Here is a 20,262-nt window from a genome sequence, read left to right as displayed (position 1 = left end):
CGGTCACTGCCTCAGCAGGTCCCGGCCTACGATCATCCGCATGACCTGGTTGGTGCCTTCCAGGATGGAATGCACACGCAGGTCGCGCCAGAAGCGCTCGATGGGGTAATCCTTGAGGTAGCCGTAGCCGCCGAACAGCTGTAGCGCGTCATTCACCACCTTGCTGCCGTTATCGGTGGCAAGGCGCTTGGCCATGGCGGAAAAGCGCGACTTGTCGGGCGTGTTGTCGGTCACCTTGGCGGCGGCGAGATAAAGCAGCGCGCGCGCGCTTTCGAGGTCGGTCGCCATGTCGGCGAGCATGAACTGCGTGTTCTGGAAATCGGCGATGGGCGTGCCGAACTGCTGGCGGTCTTTCGTATAGGCCACTGCCTCGTCCAGGCAGCGCTGCGCCCCGCCCAGCGAGCAGGCGCCGATGTTCAGCCGCCCGCCGTCGAGCCCCATCATGGCGAAGCGGAAGCCCTCGCCTTCGTCCCCCACGCGATTGGCCACCGGCACTCGCGCATCCTCGAAGATGACCTGCGCGGTGGGGCTGGCGTTCCAGCCGAGCTTTTTTTCCGGTGCGCCGAAGCTCACTCCGGGCGTGTCTTTGTCGATCACCAGGCAGGTGATGCCCTTGGTCTTGTGCTCGCCGGTACGCACCATGGTGACGTACACATCGTTGACCCCGCCGCCGGAGATGAACTGCTTGGTGCCGTTGAGCACGTAGTGATCGCCGTCGAGCACGGCGTTCGTCTTCAGCCCCGCCGCGTCCGATCCGCTGCCCGGTTCGGTCAGGCAATAGCTGGCGATTTTCTCCATGGAAATCAGGTCCGGCAGGTAGCGGTCCTTCACGTCCTGCCCGCCGAAGCTGTCGATCATCCAGCTGGCCATGTTGTGGATGGAGATGAAGGCGCTGGTGGTGGGGCAGCCATAGGCCATCGCCTCCATGATCAGCGCCGCCTCCAGCCGACCGAGGCCGATGCCGCCGCTTTCCTCCGACACGTAGATGGCGCCGAAGCCGAGTTCGGCGGTCCGCTTGATCACGTCCTTCGGGAAATGGTGCTGCTCGTCCCAATCGCCGGCATGCGGCGTGATGTTGTCGGCAGTGAAGCGCTGCGCCATTTCCTGGATGGCGAGCTGGTCGTCGGTAAGCTGGAACTGTCCTATCATGCGCGCGGCTCTAGCGGCGTTGCGCGGCCATTTCCAGCGGTGGTTTCCGCTGCAACGATCAGCCGCAATCCACGCGCGTTACGGCGTAATCGTAATCGTAATGGACGTTGAGGCGGTCCTGCCGGTAATCCATCGTGAAGGCGGTGTCGGGCGGTCCCCAACGCAACGTGCGGGCGCCGCTGCGGCGCAGGAGGTCGCTGCCGAGCTCTGCCGTGGCGCGCTGGCCGATGGCATCCTGCACACCGCTTGCATCGCATTCGCCCGCAGGTGCGGGGCGGCCCGGCAGGTCGGGATCGGCGGGCGGCAAGGTCGCGGCACATGCGGCGAGCAGCGGCAGGGTAGCGAGGGTCAGGACAGGTTTCATCGGCTCATTCTCCCGTTTCGGGCGCCGGGACAATCGCCTCGGCCTCCATTTCGACTTTCCATTCGCGGCGGCACAGCCATGCGACGCCGGCCATCGTCGCAACCGGTGGCGCATCGCCGAAGAACCGCGCGTGAACGGCGCCGACAGCCTGCTGATCGTCGAAATCGGTCACCAGCATCCGCGTCCGCACGATGTCGCGCGCCGAACCGCCCAGCGCCTCGATGGCGCGGACCGCCAGCGTGAAGCACCGTTCCGCCTGCGCCGCAGCATCGCCCGGCGTGGTCGATCCGTCGTCCTGCACCGGGCCCGTCCCGGCCACGAGGATGCGGTCGCCGACCCTGATCGCGCGGCAGAAACCAAACTCGGCCTCGTAAGGAGAACCGGAGTGCGTGCGCCGGCGCGTGGTCACGTACAGCGCTTGCGCGGAATGCGGTCCTGCGCGTCCGGTGTTGCGGCATCGACGATATGCAGTGTCCCGTCGTCGCGAAGGGTGAACTGCAGCAACGATCGCCACGTTTCTTCTTCGCCGGACATGGCGAGATCGAGCCGCATGGAATCGCCTTCGATCTGGAGCGAGCGAACCTGGCCGCCGGATTCATAAAAGAGAACCTGGTCCGCCTCAATCTCGAGACGCATGTCGGAATAAGGGTCGCAGGTGCCGCCGTCGGCATCCCACACGCCGCGGAACCGCTCCGGTATCTGTGCGACGCCCGTCGTTTCGTCTCCGCTATCGGGGAGCGGCGGTGCGCCATCGCCAATTCCGCCATCCGGTTCGACCGGTATCGGCTTTTCGGACGAGACAGCGCTTTCTTTGGAGCACGCAACAAGTGGCAACGCCGCTGCGAGCAAAAGGCCAAGTTTGATGCCCATCGTCACTCATTCCTCCTTAGCCAGCACGCGCCGGTCGAATTCGGCGCGGGCAAGCGACGTGTCGTTGCGCGCGTACCAGCGTGGGGCGGGCAGGCCGCGCTGCCACGCGACCTGTTCGGTGAGGGTGCCTTGCGCGCTCGGCGTATCATAGGTTGCTGCATGGGTGGAGAACGGATCGGCATAGGCTTCATCAGCCTCCACTATCGTCCACCCGCGCCGTTCCAGTTCGGCCACGAGATCGACTATAAAGAGTGCCGCCAGGTCCGTTTCGTGCAGCAGCATGACATGAGCGGGCGAACGTCCGGTGGCCTGGCGTGCAAGGGCGTCGTAGAACTCCGCCGCTTCCACGTGGCTTTCCACATAGAGGTCACGAAGCGCATCCATGTCCATCGCCTCCCCCGCGCGGGCAGCGTCGGTCGTCGCCTGTTCATAGAACCAGTCGGATGCATCGACAGTAACGTAGCCATTCGCAAGGCCGCGCGCGGCCAGGCCGGCCCGCACCGCGTCGCGCTTCGCCGCATCTCCGCGTCCTGCGTCGAGATAGGGATAGCGGAACCACGGGCGGTAATTCGTGCGCCCTTTCAACCACGTTTCGGCGGTGTCGATGTCGGCGAGATATTCTGCCACAGAAACCTCGCTCAGCCGCGGATGGGTGGCAGAGTGGTTGGCAATGACATGTCCGTCGGCAACATAGGCCGCGATATGCGCGAGCCCGTTCGGTCGGTCGGCAAGATTTGCAGGATTGAGGAAAAAAGCCGCCTGCTCCACGCCCGCTGAGCGCTGTCCGGCCCGCAGGCGATCCGCGCGTTCGTCCGGCGTCATGAAGGCACCGGCACCGCGCGGGAAGTCGTCGAACGTCAGCGCGATGCGTTTGCCGTCGCCGGCAGGAACGTTCGTAGCGGGCGCATTCGCAGCGGCGCACGCGCCGAGCACCAAGGCGATCGCCACGGCGAAGAATGCGCGCATACCCGTCAGCCCATCGTCGGGATGACGAATGCGTTGGAGCCGTCACCGCCGCCGTCGGGCCAGCGCTGGGTGACCTTCTTGGCCTTGGTCCAGAACTTGAGGCCTTCCATGCCGTATTGGTCGATATCGCCGAAGCCGCTGCGCTTCCAGCCTCCGAAGCTGTGGTAGCTGACCGGCACGGGGATCGGCACGTTGATGCCGACCATGCCGACATTCACTCTGGACGCGAATTCGCGCGCGGCATGGCCGTTGCGGGTGAAGATGGCTACGCCGTTGCCGTACTGGTGCTCGCTCGGCAGCTTGACAGCTTCCTCGAAATCCTTCGCGCGCACGATCTGGAGCACGGGGCCGAAGATTTCTTCCTTGTAGCTTTCCATGTCGGGGGTCACCCGGTCGAGGAGGGTCGGGCCGACGAAGAAACCGTCTTCATGCCCCTGCAGGCTGAAGCCCCGACCGTCGATGACGACTTCGGCGCCTTCCTTCTCGGCCGTGTCGATCCAGCCTTCGACGCGCGCCTTGTGTTCGGGCGTCACGACCGGGCCGTAATGCGCATCGGGATCGTTGGAGACGCCGACGCGCAGCGCGTTGATTGCGGGGATCAGCTTTTCGCGCAGCTTGTCGGCCGTGTCTTCGCCCACCGGCACGACCACCGGCAGCGCCATGCAGCGTTCGCCCGCCGAGCCGTAGGCGGCCCCGGCAAGGTCGTTCACCACCTGGTCTAGATCGGCGTCGGGCATCACGATGCCGTGGTTCTTCGCGCCGCCGAAGGCCTGGACGCGCTTCGCATTCGCGGTGCCGCGCGAATAGATATATTGCGCGATGTCGCTCGAACCGACGAAGCTGATCGCCGGAATATCGGGATGGTCGAGGATGGCATCGACCATTTCCTTGTCGCCGTGGACAACCTGCAGAAGCCCCTCGGGCGCGCCGGCTTCGAGGAACAGCTCCGCGAGGCGCACCGGCACGCTCGGATCGCGTTCGGACGGCTTGAGGATGAAGGCGTTGCCCGCCGCGATCGCCATGCCGAACATCCACATCGGGATCATGGCCGGAAAATTGAACGGCGTGATGCCCGCGCCGATGCCGACCGGCTGGCGCATGGAATAGACATCGATGCCCGGACCGGCGCCCTGCGTGTACTCACCCTTCAGCGCCTGGGGGATGCCGCAGGCGAATTCGATGACTTCCAGCCCGCGCTGCACATCGCCATGCGCATCGTCGACGACCTTGCCGTGCTCGCTGGAGAGAAGCTCGGCCAGGGCCTGCTTGTTTTCTTCGACCAGCCGCTTGAAATCGAACATCACGCGGGCGCGGCGTTGCGGATTGGTCGCGGCCCATTCGGGCTGCACTTTCTTGGCCGCGTCGACCGCCGTCTGCAGCAGGTCTGCCCCGCCCAGCGGCACCTCTGCCTGCACCTCGCCCGTCGACGGGTTCCAGATCTTGTGCGTCCGCCCGCCGGTTCCACCGGGGTTTCCGGCGATGAAATGGTCGACCTTGCGCATGCGAACTCTCCTGAACTGGTATCTTGCGTTACCAACGCGGTTGGCGCGCTCCGGCTCCGAAATCAAGCGCACCGGCCACGCGCGCAACCTTCTTGCGGGGCGCGCCTGTTAACTGCCCGTTTAATTGCATTGCCAAGCCGCTGGTTTACTGATTTATTCCGCAACGCAGATCACCGCAAAGGTGGCGGCATTGAGGAGAGAGGATACCATGAGGGCCAAGCTTACCCTGCTGGCCGGCGTGTGTGCCGGCGCAATCGCATTCCCCGCCTACGCTCAGGACGCGGTGGAAGAGGACGAACCCGAATTCCCTACCAACGAGATCGTCGTGATCGCCCAGCGCCAGGCCCAGCGCCTGCAGGACGTTCCACTGTCGGTCAGTGCCGTCAGCGCCGAAGCGCTCGAGGCCCAGCAGATCGAGAACACGTCCGACCTGCAACTGGCCCTGCCCAACATCACCTTCACCAAGACGAACTTCACCTCGTCCAGCTTCACCATCCGCGGGATCGGCGATTTGTGCGTGGGCGTGACCTGCGACCAGGCGACCGGCATCCATCTCAACGAAGCGCCGCTGTTCGGCACCCGACTGTTCGAAGGCGAGTTCTACGATCTGGAACAGGTGGAGGTCCTGCGCGGCCCGCAAGGCACGCTGTTCGGCCGCAACGCCACCTCCGGTGTGGTCAACTTCCGTACCGCACGGCCCAATCCGTCTGACGTCGCCGCGTCGGTGGAGGCGGAATACGGCAATTACAACGCCTTCAAGGTCAAGGCGATGTACAACCTGCCGCTGGCCGATATCGCCGCCGTCCGCGTGGCCGGTTACTACGTCAACCGCGAAGGCTTCACCGAAAACCTGTTCGACGGTTCGGACATCGACGGGCGCGATCTCGGCGGTATCCGCGGCTCGCTACGGATCGAACCGTCGGCCGATACGACCATCGATTTCATGGTCCAGTATTTCGAGGAGAACGACGACCGCCTGCGCAACCAGAAGCAGCTGTGCCAGTTCGACCCCACCGGCGTGCTCGGCTGCCTCAACGGCAACCTCGGCGCCTCGGCCCCGAACAGCAATGCAACCCTGCCCAGCCTGCTTGCGTCCAGCCAGACTTTCGCGGTCCAAGGCCTGCCGCAAGCCTTCTCGCTCGGCAGCGTCTACGGCCCCAGCGCCTTCATCAATTCGTCGGTCACGGACGATCCGCGCGTGGTCTCCACCGCCTATCGCCCGCGCTACATGGCCGACGAGACGATCGTGCAACTGCAGCTCAACCAGGGTCTCGGCGATAACTTCAACCTGAAGCTGTCGGGCCAGTACCAGGAAAGCGGCGTCGACAGTTCGCAGGACTACAACCTCGCGCTGCAGAACCGCGCGGCCTACACCGTGCCGCTCAACACCCTTGCCTTCGGTGCGGCCGGGGGGCTCGACGGGCTGATCCCGGGCCTTTCCACCTACCTTGGCCCGGTCGCTAACGTGCTGATCCCCAACGGGCCGAACGGCGTGGTCTGCACGTCCGCGCCCGTCGAAACCAACACGGGCGCCTATGGCGGCGACGCGATCTGCGCCGACACCCCGCTGTCGTTCGACCGTTCGAACCAGACCAACAACGCGTGGGTGTTCGAAGGGCTGGTCAGTTCCGACCTTCCCGGGCCGTTCAACTTCCTCGTGGGCGGTATCTATGCCGACTACACGACGACGGAGAACAGCTATTACGTCAACAGCTTCGGCCTCGACTATTTCGCCGGCGTCGTCGGTGCGTTCTCGGCCGCATCGAACGGCCTGCCGCCAAGCTTCCTGGCCTCGCCGTACTTCCGCAACAACACGACCGATTATCGCCTCAAGAGCTTCGGCGTGTTCGGCGAGGCGTATTTCGATGTCAGCGACCAGCTCAGCCTGACGGTGGGCCTGCGCTACAACGACGATGACAAGGAAGTGCGCGCCCGTTCCACCCTGTTCAACTTCCTCGTGCCCTACGGCACCGTGGATGCGTTCGATTCGCCCTTCGTCGGCGGCTACGACGCGGACCAGGGCACGGACGGCATCCAGCAGGAAGCGTTCCGCCAGGCCAGTTTCCAGGAGATCACCGGCCGCGGGGTCATCAATTACAAGCTGACCCCGGACAATTTGATCTACGCATCCTATTCGCGCGGCTACAAGTCGGGCGGGATCAACCCGCCGTTGCAGGCCGGGCTGGGCGTGGAGGAGACCTTCGCACCGGAATTCGTCGACGCGTTCGAGCTTGGCTCCAAGAACACCTTCGGCTGGGGCACGCTCAACCTGACGGGCTTTTACTACAAGTACGACAGCCTGCAGCTGTCGCGCATCGTCAACCGGACCTCGGTCAACGACAACGTCAGCGCCGATATCTGGGGCGCGGAGGCCGAGGCGATCGTCCGCCCGACCCCCCAGCTGACGATGAACTTCTCGGCCAGCTACCTCAACACGGAGGTTACGGACGACAAGTTCCTGTCCAACCCGCGCGACTTCGGTGCCGGCCGCAGTGATGCGGTCATCATCAAGGACATCACCAACGGTTCGAACTGCGCTGTCGCGCCGGGGACGGACGGCAACGCCGCCGGTGCCCAGGCCTTCGTGACGACGGTCAACAACCTGATCAACGGCGGCCTGCTGCCGGGGGTCAACCCGGGTGCCGGGCTGCAGGGTCCGACCGCCTTCCCGTCCGACGGCGGCATCGCCTCGACCGGGGCGTTCTCGATCTGCTCGGCGTTGCAGGGCGTGGCCGCTGCCAACGGGGCGGCGTTCGATCCCAACGGGATCGACGTGTTCCTCTCGGGCATCCCGTCGAACATCAAGGGCAATCAGTTGCCCGGTGCCCCGGAATACAAGTTCGCCGCCGGCATCCAGTACGACATCTATATCAACGACGATGTCACGCTGACGCCGCGCGCCGACTATACCTATACCGGCAGCAGCTTCGGCAGCATCTTCAATACCCCGATCAACTCGATCGACGGCTATTCGCAGGTCAATGCCCAGATCCAGCTGGCCAGCGACAACGGCTGGTTCGTACGGGTCTTCGGCCAGAACCTGACGGACGAAGACGCGGTGACCGGCCTTTATGTGACGGACCAGTCCTCCGGCCTGTTCACGAATATCTTCACTCTCGATCCGCGGCGCTACGGCATTGCGGCGGGGATCAGCTTCTAGGACTGGATCGCACCGATCGAAGCGAAGGGGCCGGGCAGCGATGTCCGGCCCTTTTCTTTTGCCGCACCGAAACCGCCCGCCGGTTAACCATGATCCTGCGCGGTTTATTGCGCATTCATCCCGAATTTCTTATGGAGGCGGGGCATGGGGGCTGGGTTCGCGCTGCGGGCCCGCCCCCATTTGCGTCCCGGCGCGTGCCGCACGGCAGACGGTCCCACGGTGAAAAGTGTCACAGGGGCGTCACGTCTGGTATGCAGTGCGCTTGGGATTGGAGGGTCCGATGATTCGAACACGTCGCCTGATGGCGATCGCCGGCAGTGCCATGCTCGTTCTGGGCAGCCCTGCGCACGCCGACGTGATCGAGATCGGCGCGGAGGGCGCGCGCTGGGTCGCGGGCGGAGCGGGCGACGTATCCGGCGTCATGACCATCGCCCCGGCAAGCGCCGCACCCGGAGCCGCCCCGACCGCAGAAGTGCCCGCCGACATCCGTGTGCCCACCGTCGCCATCGCCGACCTGTCGATCGCCCCCGGCGTGGTGCCGGACGTCTACGCCGCGCATGTCGCCAACCTCGCCGATCGCTACGACCTCAGCCCCGCGCTGATCGAGGCGCTGGTGTGGCAGGAGAGCCGCTGGAACCACGCGGCGATTTCTCCCGTCGGTGCCCGGGGCCTGGGCCAGCTGATGCCCGGGACCGCGCGCGAACTGGGCGTGAACCCCGACGATCCCTTCGCCAACCTGGAAGGCGCGGCACGGTACCTGCGCATCCAGCTCAACACGTTCGGCGATCTCGAACTGGCGCTGGCCGCGTACAACGCCGGGCCCGCCCGCGTGCGCCGCGCCGGCGGCATCCCCCGCATCCGCGAAACCCAGAATTACGTAGCTGCCATCATGGGCCGCCTTTCCAACTACAGCCGGAGTGAATGATTTTATGCGTGCGATAGCACCCGTCCTGGCCATGCTGGCCGCAATCCTGCCGACCATGGCGCAGGCCCAGGCCGCCGATCCGCAAGGCTCCGGCCCGATCGTCTCGGCCCTCAGCTGGCTGCAGGGTACCCTGCTCGGCAGCGTTGCCACCGCCGTCGCCGTAATGGCCGTGGCCGCCGTCGGCTTCATGATGCTAACCGGCCGAATGAACTGGCGCTTCGGCGCGACCGTGATCATCGGCTGCTTCATCCTGTTCGGCAGCGTCAGCATCGTCGCCGGTATTCAGGGCGCGGCAGGCTAAGCCCCGATGACCCAGCTCGTCCGCCATCCCGTGCACAGGGCATTGACCCGGCCGCAGATGTTTGCGGGCGTGACCTACAACTATTTCATCATCAACGCGCTGGTGACGACGGAACTGTTCCTGATCACCGGAAGCTTCTGGGCCCTGCTGGCCGCAGTCGTGATGCACGTGATCGGCTACTTCGCGTGCCTGCGCGAACCGCGCGTCTTCGACCTGTGGATCACCAAGGTCAGCCGCTGCCCGCGGGTGAAGAACTATCGCCACTGGGGGTGCAATTCCTATGCGGCCTGAGTGTGCGAAGAAGGCGGTGGCCCCATGACCAAGTGGAAAGGCGCGGCGGCCTGGAACAGCAAGGAATCGCGCGTCGGCGACCGGCTGCCCTACGCCCGCCAGATCGACGAGAGCACGATCATGCTGCGCGACGGGTCGCTGATGATGGCGCTGCAGGTCCCCGGCCTCCTTTTCGAGACGGAGGATAGCGAGGCGCTGAACGCCCACGCCGCCACGCGCGAGGTGCTGCTGCGCAGCCAGCTCGATGCGCGCTTCGTGCTCTATCACCACGTCATCCGCCGCCGTGTTGAGGTGGAGCTCGACGCGAAGTTCGACGATCCGCTTGCCGCGCATATCGACGCGCGCTGGAAGGACCGGCTGGCGAACGGTTCGCTGTTCGTGAACGACCAGTTCCTGACCCTGGTCCGCCGCCCCGCGCGCGGCAAGGCGGGCCTGGCAGAAAAACTGTCCAAGCGCTTCAGGAAGCGCGGCAAGGACATCGTCGCCGATCCCAAGGACTTGCGCGGCCTGCGCGCTGCCGCCGGCGGCCTTGCGACCGCCCTGTCGAGCTACGGCGCGCGCATGCTCGCCGATTACGAAGGCGATGCGGGCAAGACCTATTCCGAAATCCTCGAGCTCCTGAGCGCGCTCTACAACGGCGAGATGCGCCCGGTGCGCCGGCCCGACGAGGAAGCCGATATCGGCCACATGCTGCCCTATCGCCGTGCCAGCTTCGGCCTCGACGCAATGGAGCTGCGCGGTGCGAACGGCGTCGATTTCGCCAGCATCCTCAGCCTGAAAGACTATCCCGACGCGACCAGCCCCGGGCTGATCGACGGGCTGCTGCGCCTGCCGCACGAAATGGTGGTGACCGAAAGCTTCGCCCCGCAGGAGCGGACCACCGCGCGCGAGCGGATGGACCTGGCGCTGCGCCGCCTCAAGTCCGCCGACGAGGAAGCGCGCGCCGAACGCGCCGACATGCTCGCCGCGCGCGATGCCCTCGGCAACGGCGCGGTCGGTTTCGGCGACCACCACCTGACCGTTCTGGTGCGCGAACGCGACCTGCCCGGCCTCGACGATGCGGCAGCCTCCGCCGCCGCCGCGCTCGCCGACAGCGGCGCCATCGCGGTGCGCGAGGATACCAACCTGGAGCCTGCCTTCTGGGGCCAGTTCCCGGGCAACGAGGGCTACCTCGTCCGCCGTGCAATGATCTCCACCGCCAATATGGCCAGCTTCGGCTCGCTCCACGGCTTCGCGTTGGGCCAGGCGGACGGTAACCACTGGGGCGAAGCGGTCACGCTGTTGCAGACCACCAGCTCCACGCCGTTCTTCTTCAATTTCCACAACGGCGACCTTGGCAATTTCACGGTCATCGGCCCGTCGGGTTCGGGCAAGACGGTGGTGATGAACTTCCTCGCCGCGCAGGCGCAGAAATTCAGCCCGCGCACGATCCTGTTCGACAAGGACCGCGGGGCGGAGCTGTTCATCCGCGGCATCGGCGGCACGTATGACCGCATCGCCAGCGGCCTGCCGACCGGCTTCAACCCGCTCCAGCTGCCCGACACGCCCGGCAACCGCGCTTTCCTTCGCGATTGGTTCACCGTGCTGCTGAAGGCCGAAGGGCCGGAGGAAGAGGGCGTGATCGCAGGCGCGGTCGATGCGGCCTACATGAACGATGCGTCGCTTCGGCGGCTGCGGCATTTCAGGGAATTGCTGTCGGGCGCGCGCCGTCCGCAGCCGGGCGACCTGGCCGATCGCCTGTCCGCTTGGATCGAGGGCGGCGAGAACGCGTGGCTGTTCGACAACGCCACCGACCAGCTCGATCTCAGCCACAAGACGCTGGGTTTCGACATGACCGCGCTGCTGGAAAACCCGAAGCTGCGCACGCCGACGATGATGTACCTGTTCCACCGGATCGAGGAACGGCTGGATGGCGAACCGACGATGATCCTGATCGACGAGGGCTGGAAGGCGCTCGACGACGAGGTGTTCGCCGCGCGTATCCGCGACTGGCTGAAGACGCTGCGGAAACGCAATGCGCTGGTCGGGTTCGCGACCCAGTCCGCTCGCGATGCGCTGGACAGCAAGATCGCCGCCGCGCTGGTCGAACAGACCGCGACGATGGTGTTCATGCCCAATGCCCGCGCCAAGGCGGAGGATTACTGCGACGGCTTCGGCCTGACGGAGCACGAGCTGGCGGTGATCCGCAGCCTGCCCGCGCACAGCCGCGCCTTCCTGATCCGCCAGCCCGATGCCAGCGTGGTGGTGCGGCTCGACCTCGGCAGCGCGCCCGAAGTGCTCACCATCCTGTCGGGCCGCGAAAGCTCCGTGCGCAGGCTCGACACGCTGCGCGAAACGCTGGGCGATGCGCCTGCCAAGTGGTTCCCCGCCCTCACCGGCCACCCGTGGCCCGGGACGGGCGAAACGGACGCGGATTACGACATCAGGGACGCCGCAGAATGACCGTGGTCGCCGCTGCACCTGCCACGGCGCAGGTCACAGCTCAGGCCGCGACGACGGCTGCCGGCCAGTGCCAGCAGGCGGCCGCGCAGGTCGGCGGCTCGATTTCCGGCAGCCTCGCCGGGATCGACTGCGTCACGCAGGAAATGACGCAGAGCGCGTTCTTCAACATATTCGCCAGCGGCGGGGCAATGGCGCCGATCCTGACGCTGGTGCTGACGCTGTTCATCGCCGTCTTTGGCTTCCTCCTTCTGACAGGACGCAGCCGCCTCGGCATTGCCGAGCTCACGCCGCGGATGATGACGCTCGGCTTCATCGTCACGCTGGTGACCAGCTGGGTCGCCTTCCAGACGCTGGTGTGGGACGTGGCCGGCGGCGGTCCGGACTGGATCGCGACACAGCTCATGGGATCGGACCAGAGCGCCACGCTCGTCTTCGCACAGAAGATCGACATCGTCTTCGCGTCTGTCGCAGAGGTCGCAGGCGGGGACGGAGCGGAAGTGCCGAGCAGCGTCTTCAGCCCATCCGGCCTGATGTGGTTCGGGGCCACGCTGTTCCTTCTCGGCACCGTCGGCGTACTGGTGACGGCGCGCATCGCGCTCGCCGTGCTGGTCGCACTCGGCCCCATCTTCCTCGTCATGGCGCTGTTTCGCGGCACCCACGGCATGTTCGTCGGCTGGCTGCGCGGCGTGATGATGCTGGCGCTCACGCCGCTGTTCGCGGTCATCGGCGGCAGCCTGATGCTGGAGCTGTCGATCCCGGTCATCAACGCCCTGCGCGCAACGCCCGGAGAGATCGACCCGCGCGCGGCGATGGCTTTCTTCATGGTCGGCGCAGTCCATTGCGCGCTGATGGTGATGGGCGTGAAAGTCGCGGGCACGATGGTGGCGGGCTGGAACATCTTCGGCCTCGCCGCGCCGCGCGATATCGACCGCGGCATCAACACCGCCGCAGTGGCAGCGGCAAACGCACCGATCACCGTCAATCCCGCCGCCGTGACCGGCCCGGCGAATTCGACCGCAGCCGCGGCGATGGGCCCGGGCGGCAGTCGCCGGATCGACGTTTCCGCAGGCGCCCTTGCCCCCGTCGCCAACGACAGTGCGGGCGCGACCGGGGGTGGCGGCAACCGCACCACAAGGATTTACGCGACCGGCCCCGGCGAAAGCCCGCAGGCCGGTTCAGCCGCAATTAGCCGCGCACGCGGTATCGGCAGCCGCTTCAAGTCCGCGCCGGTCGGCAGGCCCGCCGCCCGCGCTTCGGAGAAACGATGATGTTCCGCCCCCTCCCCGCCCTTCATGCAATGGCCGCCATGCTGGCGCTCGCCGCCGCAGCGCCCGCCAGCGCCGACGATCCGCGCCTGCAGCAACGCCTCTACGATCCGACCGAAGTCGTCATCATCCGGGGCCAGGTGAACGTGCAGGCGACGATCCAGTTTGGCGAAGGCGAGACGATCGAGAACGTCGCCATCGGCGATTCCACCGCCTGGCAGGTCACGCCCAACAAGCGCGCCGACCTGTTGTTCGTGAAGCCGCTGAAACCGCGCGGCCTCACCAACATGACCGTGGTCACCAACCGCCACACCTATTTCTTCGACCTCGTCGCAGGCGAGGCCCGCCCGATCTACGTCATGCGCTTCGTCTATCCCATCGAGCTGATGCCGGACGAGGAAGAGCTGGCCGAAGCTGCACCCGCTCCGGCCCGCGCCAACCCGGTGGAACTGGCCGCCGCCAGCGATCCCTACGCCGTGACGGACCCCAATGCGGTCAACTTCGCCTGGCAGCGCAGCGGCGATTCCGCGCTGATGCCGGAGCGCATCTATGACGATGGCGATGCGGTGTTCCTGTCGTGGGACCGCGACCGCGCCGTGCCCGCCATTCTGGTCGAGAATCGCAAGGGCGTGGAAGGTCCGGTCAATTACGCGGTGCGCGGGGAGACGCTGGTCGTCGACGGCGTGCCGGCCAAGCTGATCCTGCGCAACGGGCAGCAGGAAGCGGAGCTGGTCTACGCCGGACCGGGGCCCGAAGTGACCCGCGAACGCGCGGCGCAGTTCGCCGCGACCGAGGAGATGGAATGATGCGCCTTGGTAATGCCAAGCTGAAAGCCACGCCGGAAGCGGCCAACGATCCGCGCGAAACCGGCGAAGCGGAGGTCATCGACCTCGCCACCCGCCAGTCACTGCCGCAGGTCGCGAAGAAAGGCGGCGCTTCGGACGGGCTGCAGCTGTTTGCGGGCGTCGCCGTCGTCGCACTGCTGGGGGCTGCAACCTTATGGGGCATGAACAGCGGCCGCGAGGCGCAGGAGGAAGTCGCCCCGGTCGAAGCCGCGCCCGCAGTCGAAACCGTGCCGGTTGCGACCACTCCGGTCACGACCACGCCGGTGCCGGTAACTCCGGTCGGCACCTCGCCCGCCCCCATCACCTCGCCGCAGCCCGTGTTTGCGCGCACGGTGCCGCAGCCCAACACGGTGACGGCGGTAAACCCCTATTCCTCACCCACAGTGGTCTTCGACGGCGGCGGCCAGCCGGTTGCCGTCAGCTCGCCCGGTGCTGAGCCCGCAGCGGCCGGTACGCGCCCTACGACCGGTTCGGTCACCGGGAGCGCGGGCGATTTCGCCAGCGCGGTCGGCGGAGTTGGCGGCGGCCCCGCATCTGCGGTCGCAACATTCGACCCCAAGACCACCGTCACGCAGGGCACGCTGATACCCGCAGTGCTGGAAACCGCCATCGACACCGACGTGCCCGGCTTCGTGCGCGCCGTGGTATCGCAGGACGTGCGCAGCTACGATGGCACCCGCGTGCTCGTGCCGCGTTCCAGCCGCCTGATCGGCCAGTACCAGAGCGGGCTGCAGGCAGGGCAGAAGCGCGCCTATGTCATCTGGACGCGGCTGATCCGGCCCGACGGGGTGAGCGTGGATATCGCCAGCCCCGCCACTGGCTTCGACGGCTCGGGCGGCCTGCCCGGCAAGGTCGACAACCACTTCTTCCAGCGCTTCGGTTCGGCCATGCTGCTGTCGGTCATTGGCGGCTTGACGACGCTTGCCACCGGCGGCAGTTCGGTCATCCTCGGCGGGGGGTCGAGCGCGGCCAGCACCGCGTTGCAGCAGAACGGCGATATCCCACCGACAGTGCGAGTAAAGATGGGCGAACCGATCCGCGTGTTCACCGCCCGCGATCTCGATTTCAGTTCGGTCCAGTAAGGCACCCGCCGTGTCTGCCGAAATCCACTCGCTGGCGCCCGACGCCGACAGCGGCATCGCGGCGACGCCGGAAATCCAGAGCGGCTCGGTCTATCTCGACGCCTATCTGGCCCCGTTCAAGCCGTGGCTGGAGAAGGACACGGTCACCGAAATCCTCGTCAACGGCCCCGGCGTCGTGTGGGTGGAGGATGCGGCGCTGGGCGGAATGCAGCGGATCGATGCGGCCCATATCGACGACAAGCTGGTCCAGCGCCTGGCCGAACAGGTCGCGCGGGTCAGCCACCAGGGCATCAACCGCGAACACCCGCTGCTGGGCGCCGTGCTGCCGTCCGAACGCGGCCAGTCTGGCGCGCGCGTGCAGTTCTGCGGCCCGCCCGCGACGCGCGATCACTGGGCGATGGCGATTCGCCGCCACCGCCGGCTCGACCTGCCGCTCGATGCCTATGACGCAGGCCCGCTCCATCCGCCCGAAGAACCGGACATGCCCGATCCGCAGGCAGAGCCGGTCGCCTTCCTTCGCGAGGCGATCCGCCAGCGCAAGACGATTTTGATTTCCGGCGGCACCTCCACCGGCAAGACCACTTTCCTCAACGCGATGCTGGGGGAAATCCCCGCCGGCGAGCGCGTGATCGTGGTCGAGGATACGCCCGAGCTGAAACTGCCGGGCGAAAACGGCGTCGGGCTGGTCGCGGTGAAGGGCGAACTGGGCGAGGCGAAGGTCACCGCCAACGAACTGCTCCAGTCCGCCCTGCGCCTGCGGCCCGACCGCATCGTGCTGGGCGAATTGCGCGGCGCGGAAAGCGTCAGCTTCCTGCGCGCCATCAATACCGGCCACCCCGGCAGCTTTTCCACCATCCACGCCAATTCGCTGCGCGGGGCGCTGGAACAATTGAGCCTGATGGTCATGCAGACCGGCATCGGCCTCACCCGCGAAGATACGATCGCCTATGCGGCCAACGTCATCGACGTGGTGGTGCAGCTCGGCCGGCAGGACGGCAAGCGCGGCATCACCGCCATCGCCAAGGCCAGCGAAATCGCGTGACGATGCCTTGCGCTTGAGGGTTCCTTAAGCACCGCGCGCCAGTTACCCTGTCGGCGCAACCAACAGGCAGGAATGGCAATGGCGGACGGCTGGACAATCGGCATCATCGGCGGCAGCGGGCTCTACGACATAGAGGCGCTGGAAGACCGCCAGTGGATCCGCATCAACTCGCCCTGGGGCGAAGCGTCGGACGAGGTCCTGTGCGGCCGCATCGGCGACGTGCAATTGCGCTTCCTCCCCCGCCATGGCCGTGGCCACCGCATCGCCCCGTCGGACCTCAACGCACGCGCCAATATCGACGTTCTGAAGCGCGCCGGCTGCACCGACGTGCTGGCGATCAGCGCGGTCGGTTCCCTGCGTGAGGAACTGGAGCCAGGCCGCTTCGTGGTGGTCGACCAGTTCATCGACCGGACCAAATCCCGCCCCTCCAGCTTCTTCGGCACCGGCATGGTCGCCCATGTCAGCATGGCCGAGCCGGTCTGCCAGCGCCTGTCCGCCATGGCCGGCGCGGCGGTGGAGAACGCGGGTGGCGCCGTGGCGCAGGGCGGCACCTATCTCGCGATGGAAGGCCCGCAGTTCTCGACCCGCGCGGAAAGCCACCTCTACCGCCAATGGGGCGCCGACGTGATCGGCATGACCGCAATGCCCGAAGCGAAGCTCTGCCGCGAGGCGGAGCTGCCCTACGCCCTTGTCGGCATGGTCACCGATTACGATTGCTGGCGCGAGGATGCCGCTTTCGTCGAAGTCAGCGGCGTCATCGAGCAGATGCAGGCCAACGGCACCACCGCGCGCAAGGCAGTGGAGCAGTTCATCGCCGCGCTGCCGGAAACGCGCGAGCCCTCCCCGCTCGACACGGTGCTGGACCACGCACTGATAACCGCGCCCGATGCGCGCGACCCGGCGCTACTGGCGAAACTGGACGCGGTGGCCGGGCGGGTTTTGTGATGAAAGGCGCAATTGCATCTCTTGACCGATTTTCAATCGATTGAGACCGCTCTTGGCGCGGCTAAACTGGAAGCCTAGTCTGCCAGGATGAGATTGCCTTCAATTTGCATTACAATGCTGGCTTTTCTGCCATTGCTCAATGGGTGCACTAGCGGTGACAAGGTTTCTGATCGCAAAATAGCCGAAGCGCAGATGAATTCTTTTCTCGGGCCAACCAAAAAAATCAAATTTTCCGATTCCAAATACAAGAAAACTTTCACTGACAGTCGAAATCGCGCTTATGCTTTCTGCTTCAGAAGAAAACCTCAAGGATCTTTATTAGATCGTTGTTTTGATGAACAAGACCGATCATTGGTTGTGGCTCGCAATTCTATCTCTTACGCAGAATTCATTCAGAGTAATGGCCTGAAAGTCGACGACCACGAATTTGGGCCACTCACAAACGAATTTAATATCTTCCATCATCCCGAGCTTTGGCAATATGCCCAAGAATACTGCTATTCGATCTACAACGATGCGGGTCGGGGAGACGCGCGGATGCTTGGCCCGTGCCTAAGCGATGCAGCCGGTCAAGATTTCTTTGGGTTACGTGCAGTTCCTTGAAAGCGGTAGGTTGGTCACCGATGCCTTGGTCTTACTAACCCGAACAACTGGCCCCGCCGAGAACGCAGAAGCGTGCGCAGTGGGGGTGGTTCAGTTTGATCGCGCCCGACGCCTCTTCCAGCGTCGCGCCCATGTCGAACCCGGGATCATAAGGGATCAGCGTGCAGGCGGCGACGCTGGGGCGGTCTTCGCCCTTGCGGTGGACGACCATGCGGGAACTGGCGCACATCACCTCTTCCGGCGACTTGCCGAGGATGCCCCAGCAATCGGTCGTGATTTCCGCGATGTCCTTCGTCGCGTCCATTTCGGGGAACAGCACCAGTCGCGAAGGGTCGGCGGCGTCGATGCGGATATTCTCGGCATCGAACAGCGCGGCATAGGCTTCGCGCGCGTCCTCCATCCCCTCGCCCGGAAGCAGCCGCCCGGCGACCGCGATGGAAAAGCCGTTCTGCGACAACCACTTCAGCCCACCCAAGCCGATGTCCCACGTGTTCGGCCCGCGTTCCCCCTCATGCCCCGCCTTCGTATGGTGGTCGAGGCTGACGCGCAGGGTCAGCTTGCTGCCAAAACGCTCTTGGAGGGCCAGCAGCGCAGCTTCGTGCCGGCGCATGGGCTTCATCGCGTTGGTCAGCACCAGCACCTCGAACCCGCGTTGCAGGGCATCCTCCAGCATGGCGAGGAACTGCGGGTTCATGAACGGTTCGCCGCCGGTGAAGCCGATCTCGCGCGTGCCCAACCCCTCTGCCTCGGACAGGAAGCGCGCGGCTTCGTCCGCCGCGAGGTAGACCAGCGCATCGTTGGTGGGGCTGCTCTCGATATAGCAGGTCGCGCAGGCCAGATTGCACAGCGTGCCGGTATTGAGCCACAGAGTCTCGAGCTTCACCAGGGGGACCGAAGCACGCGCCTCGCCCTTCGCCGTCACGTCCGGGTCGGAGAATTTGCCCGCCGGCAAGGCCGCCCCGGCGACCTGGAACGGCGATGGCCCGGTGGGCGCATTGCGGCTCTTCGTCCGCACGTTCATGCGAAGCGCCGCCGCATTCTGGCGAGGAATGCCGCCCATTTCTTCGGGATCGCGCCGAAGACGGTCGGCTCCCACACGTCGAACGCGGCGGCTTTCGTGATCTCGCTGCGGGTGGGATAGGCGATGATCGCGCTGCCCAGCGCGAAGCTGGACGACTTGCCCGTAATCGCCTGCGTGTAGGGCAGCAGCAATTCGCCCGCATGCTTGCCGACGATGCTGGCACCGACCACCTTCTTGCCCTTGAACACGATCTTGGCCTGGCCCTTCTCCTGCCCTTCGGTCAGCGCGCGTTCGTTGTCGCCGAACGGCTTGGTGATGACGGTCACCTTGTCCCCGTGCTTCGCGCGCGCTTCGCCTTCGGTGAGGCCGATCTGCGCGACTTCGGGCGAGGTGTAGGTGCACCACGGCAGCGCGGTGTAATCGACCTTGGTCGGCAGGCCGAAGACGATCTCCAGCGCGACATTGCTGCCTTCGTATCCCGACACATGGGTCAGGCGCGGGCCGTCACGGCAATCGCCGATGGCGTAGATCGATTTCACCGAAGTCCGGCGGCGCTCGTCCACGACAATGCCGTTCCTGGCCGTGTCGATACCGACCGTCTCGAGGCCGAGCCCCGCGGTGTTCGCAGTGCGGCCCACGGCCACCAGCAGGTGGGTGCCCGTCACGCTCTCCCCATTGTCGATCTCAACGGAGAGAGCGCCGGCGGTTCCAGAGACCTTTTTCGCCTTGCCCTTTACGAAGCGAACGCCTTCTTCCTCCATCGCCCCGACCACCACGGCGACATTGTCCGGGTCGTCGCGGCCCATCGGCTTGTCCGGCTCGATCACCGTCACGTCGCTGCCGAGGCGGCGGAAGGCCTGCGCCATTTCCATGCCGATCACGCCGCCGCCGATGATGACGAGGTGCCCGGGCAGGTCGCCGACGTCCCACAGGTTCTCGTTCGTGAGATAGGGCACGTCATCGATACCTTCGATGGGCGGGACGAACGGCCTGGAACCCGTGGCGATGACGATGCGCGGGGCGGCTAGCCTCCTGCCGCCGGCTTCGACCGTGTGCTTGCCCGTCAGCGTGGCACGCGCGCGAATGACCTCGCAGCCCATGCCCTCGAAGGTTTCCTGGCTGTCGTGATGCTCGATCGCGGCGATGGCGTCGCGGATGTGGCCGTGCACGCCGCTCCATTCGACCTGCGGCGGTTGCAGCGTAACGCCGAAACGGGTCGCCTCCCGCGCCTCTGCAGCGCGGCGGGCTGCCGTGATCAGCGCCTTGGACGGTACGCAGCCATTGTTGAGGCACTCGCCGCCCATCTCACCGGCCTCGATCAGCGCGACTTCCAGCCCGAACAGCGCGCAGCCGCCCGCTGCGGTCAGTCCCGCAGCGCCGCCGCCGATCACGATTACGTCATGGGTGAAATCCATCGCCATCCCTGTTAGCAGCCGCAAGAGGCGCTGTCCTGCGTCCCGACCACCATATTCGCGGCAAAAGGCCAACC

At 65.8% G+C, this 20,262-nt stretch carries 19 protein-coding genes; 11 read left to right on the top strand and 8 right to left on the bottom strand.

The genetic code is table 11. From position 1 onward, the window contains the following. Window positions 1–3: 3 nt before the first annotated feature. Genes VCJ71_RS00170 through VCJ71_RS00145 form a run of 6 tightly spaced genes read right to left on the bottom strand, consistent with a single transcriptional unit; the run spans window position 4 to window position 4,851 of the window. Window positions 4–1,149 carry an acyl-CoA dehydrogenase family protein gene (locus VCJ71_RS00170; protein ID WP_324638282.1) on the bottom strand — a complete coding sequence of 382 codons (1,146 nt, stop codon included), beginning with the start codon at window positions 1,147–1,149 and terminating at the stop codon, window positions 4–6. Between the two features lie 58 nt (window positions 1,150–1,207). Next, a complete protein-coding gene (locus VCJ71_RS00165; RefSeq protein WP_324638281.1) occupies window positions 1,208–1,513 on the bottom strand; it encodes an I78 family peptidase inhibitor in 306 nt (101 codons plus the stop codon). 4 nt (window positions 1,514–1,517) lie between these two features. After that, complete coding sequence (locus VCJ71_RS00160; RefSeq protein WP_324638279.1) at window positions 1,518–1,922, bottom strand: RidA family protein; 405 nt, start codon at window positions 1,920–1,922, stop codon at window positions 1,518–1,520. Beyond that, window positions 1,919–2,389, bottom strand: a complete 471-nt coding sequence (locus tag VCJ71_RS00155) for a hypothetical protein (RefSeq protein WP_324638277.1) — start codon at window positions 2,387–2,389, stop codon at window positions 1,919–1,921. The genes VCJ71_RS00160 and VCJ71_RS00155 overlap by 4 nt, the downstream gene beginning before the upstream one ends. Beyond that, the gene (locus VCJ71_RS00150; RefSeq protein ID WP_324638275.1) at window positions 2,390–3,349 is read right to left on the bottom strand and encodes a polysaccharide deacetylase family protein; all 960 of its coding nucleotides are present in this window, start codon (window positions 3,347–3,349) and stop codon (window positions 2,390–2,392) included. A gap of 5 nt (window positions 3,350–3,354) precedes the next feature. After that, entirely contained in the window at window positions 3,355–4,851 is a 1,497-nt protein-coding gene (locus VCJ71_RS00145; protein ID WP_324638274.1) for a CoA-acylating methylmalonate-semialdehyde dehydrogenase, read from the bottom strand. Window positions 4,852–5,059: 208 nt separating this feature from the next. On the opposite strand from VCJ71_RS00145, the gene VCJ71_RS00140 reads away from it, so the two are divergent. The 11 genes from VCJ71_RS00140 to VCJ71_RS00090 all read left to right on the top strand — a co-directional run bounded on the left by VCJ71_RS00140 (window position 5,060) and on the right by VCJ71_RS00090 (window position 17,752). Continuing rightward, a complete protein-coding gene (locus tag VCJ71_RS00140; protein ID WP_324638273.1) occupies window positions 5,060–8,011 on the top strand; it encodes a TonB-dependent receptor in 2,952 nt (983 codons plus the stop codon). Window positions 8,012–8,291: 280 nt separating this feature from the next. Next, complete coding sequence (locus VCJ71_RS00135) at window positions 8,292–8,936, top strand: lytic transglycosylase domain-containing protein (RefSeq protein ID WP_324638271.1); 645 nt, start codon at window positions 8,292–8,294, stop codon at window positions 8,934–8,936. A gap of 4 nt (window positions 8,937–8,940) precedes the next feature. Next, window positions 8,941–9,237, top strand: coding sequence for a TrbC/VirB2 family protein (locus VCJ71_RS00130; protein ID WP_290134675.1), 297 nt, complete (start codon window positions 8,941–8,943; stop codon window positions 9,235–9,237). A 6-nt stretch (window positions 9,238–9,243) separates the two neighbouring features. After that, window positions 9,244–9,528: a VirB3 family type IV secretion system protein gene (locus VCJ71_RS00125; RefSeq protein ID WP_290134674.1), complete on the top strand. Its 285-nt coding sequence runs from the start codon at window positions 9,244–9,246 to the stop codon at window positions 9,526–9,528. Between the two features lie 24 nt (window positions 9,529–9,552). Next, complete coding sequence (locus VCJ71_RS00120; protein ID WP_324638267.1) at window positions 9,553–11,970, top strand: VirB4 family type IV secretion/conjugal transfer ATPase; 2,418 nt, start codon at window positions 9,553–9,555, stop codon at window positions 11,968–11,970. Continuing rightward, window positions 11,967–13,238 (top strand): type IV secretion system protein, encoded by a 1,272-nt coding sequence (locus VCJ71_RS00115; RefSeq protein ID WP_324638265.1) that lies wholly within the window; start codon window positions 11,967–11,969, stop codon window positions 13,236–13,238. Before VCJ71_RS00120 ends, VCJ71_RS00115 begins: the two co-directional genes overlap by 4 nt. Next, on the top strand, window positions 13,235–14,041 hold the full coding sequence (locus VCJ71_RS00110; RefSeq protein WP_324638263.1) for a TrbG/VirB9 family P-type conjugative transfer protein: 807 nt from the start codon (window positions 13,235–13,237) through the stop codon (window positions 14,039–14,041). Before VCJ71_RS00115 ends, VCJ71_RS00110 begins: the two co-directional genes overlap by 4 nt. After that, complete coding sequence (locus VCJ71_RS00105) at window positions 14,038–15,162, top strand: TrbI/VirB10 family protein (RefSeq protein WP_324638261.1); 1,125 nt, start codon at window positions 14,038–14,040, stop codon at window positions 15,160–15,162. The genes VCJ71_RS00110 and VCJ71_RS00105 overlap by 4 nt, the downstream gene beginning before the upstream one ends. Before the next feature lie 10 nt (window positions 15,163–15,172). Then, a complete protein-coding gene (gene virB11, locus VCJ71_RS00100; protein ID WP_416379133.1) occupies window positions 15,173–16,204 on the top strand; it encodes a P-type DNA transfer ATPase VirB11 in 1,032 nt (343 codons plus the stop codon). A 78-nt stretch (window positions 16,205–16,282) separates the two neighbouring features. Then, complete coding sequence (locus tag VCJ71_RS00095) at window positions 16,283–17,149, top strand: S-methyl-5'-thioadenosine phosphorylase (protein WP_324638260.1); 867 nt, start codon at window positions 16,283–16,285, stop codon at window positions 17,147–17,149. Window positions 17,150–17,263: 114 nt separating this feature from the next. Next, the gene (locus tag VCJ71_RS00090; protein ID WP_324638258.1) at window positions 17,264–17,752 is read left to right on the top strand and encodes a hypothetical protein; all 489 of its coding nucleotides are present in this window, start codon (window positions 17,264–17,266) and stop codon (window positions 17,750–17,752) included. A gap of 34 nt (window positions 17,753–17,786) precedes the next feature. Here VCJ71_RS00090 and VCJ71_RS00085 read toward each other — a convergent pair whose 3' ends face one another. After that, a complete protein-coding gene (locus VCJ71_RS00085) occupies window positions 17,787–18,773 on the bottom strand; it encodes a radical SAM protein (RefSeq protein WP_324638256.1) in 987 nt (328 codons plus the stop codon). Continuing rightward, window positions 18,770–20,188: a dihydrolipoyl dehydrogenase family protein gene (locus VCJ71_RS00080; RefSeq protein WP_324638255.1), complete on the bottom strand. Its 1,419-nt coding sequence runs from the start codon at window positions 20,186–20,188 to the stop codon at window positions 18,770–18,772. The genes VCJ71_RS00085 and VCJ71_RS00080 overlap by 4 nt, the downstream gene beginning before the upstream one ends. Between the last annotated feature and the right edge of the window lie 74 nt (window positions 20,189–20,262).

Source organism: Pseudoblastomonas aquimaris (assembly GCF_035481675.1).
In the GTDB taxonomy this organism is placed as follows: Bacteria; Pseudomonadota; Alphaproteobacteria; order Sphingomonadales; family Sphingomonadaceae; genus Alteriqipengyuania_B.
Note: the sequence above shows the minus strand (reverse complement) of the source record. Positions and strands in the feature narration are given on the sequence as shown.

Excerpts from the sequence above, each read along its gene's own strand:
- VCJ71_RS00170 (WP_324638282.1), bottom strand. The coding sequence starts at position 1,149 with ATGATAGGACAGTTCCAGCTTACCGACGACCAGCTCGCCATCCAGGAA.
- VCJ71_RS00165 (WP_324638281.1), bottom strand. The coding sequence starts at position 1,513 with ATGAAACCTGTCCTGACCCTCGCTACCCTGCCGCTGCTCGCCGCATGT.
- VCJ71_RS00150 (WP_324638275.1), bottom strand. The coding sequence starts at position 3,349 with ATGCGCGCATTCTTCGCCGTGGCGATCGCCTTGGTGCTCGGCGCGTGC.
- VCJ71_RS00145 (WP_324638274.1), bottom strand. The coding sequence starts at position 4,851 with ATGCGCAAGGTCGACCATTTCATCGCCGGAAACCCCGGTGGAACCGGC.
- VCJ71_RS00140 (WP_324638273.1), top strand. The coding sequence starts at position 5,060 with ATGAGGGCCAAGCTTACCCTGCTGGCCGGCGTGTGTGCCGGCGCAATC.
- VCJ71_RS00135 (WP_324638271.1), top strand. The coding sequence starts at position 8,292 with ATGATTCGAACACGTCGCCTGATGGCGATCGCCGGCAGTGCCATGCTC.
- VCJ71_RS00130 (WP_290134675.1), top strand. The coding sequence starts at position 8,941 with ATGCGTGCGATAGCACCCGTCCTGGCCATGCTGGCCGCAATCCTGCCG.
- VCJ71_RS00125 (WP_290134674.1), top strand. The coding sequence starts at position 9,244 with ATGACCCAGCTCGTCCGCCATCCCGTGCACAGGGCATTGACCCGGCCG.
- VCJ71_RS00120 (WP_324638267.1), top strand. The coding sequence starts at position 9,553 with ATGACCAAGTGGAAAGGCGCGGCGGCCTGGAACAGCAAGGAATCGCGC.
- VCJ71_RS00115 (WP_324638265.1), top strand. The coding sequence starts at position 11,967 with ATGACCGTGGTCGCCGCTGCACCTGCCACGGCGCAGGTCACAGCTCAG.
- VCJ71_RS00110 (WP_324638263.1), top strand. The coding sequence starts at position 13,235 with ATGATGTTCCGCCCCCTCCCCGCCCTTCATGCAATGGCCGCCATGCTG.
- VCJ71_RS00105 (WP_324638261.1), top strand. The coding sequence starts at position 14,038 with ATGATGCGCCTTGGTAATGCCAAGCTGAAAGCCACGCCGGAAGCGGCC.
- VCJ71_RS00095 (WP_324638260.1), top strand. The coding sequence starts at position 16,283 with ATGGCGGACGGCTGGACAATCGGCATCATCGGCGGCAGCGGGCTCTAC.
- VCJ71_RS00090 (WP_324638258.1), top strand. The coding sequence starts at position 17,264 with ATGCTGGCTTTTCTGCCATTGCTCAATGGGTGCACTAGCGGTGACAAG.
- VCJ71_RS00085 (WP_324638256.1), bottom strand. The coding sequence starts at position 18,773 with ATGAACGTGCGGACGAAGAGCCGCAATGCGCCCACCGGGCCATCGCCG.
- VCJ71_RS00080 (WP_324638255.1), bottom strand. The coding sequence starts at position 20,188 with ATGGATTTCACCCATGACGTAATCGTGATCGGCGGCGGCGCTGCGGGA.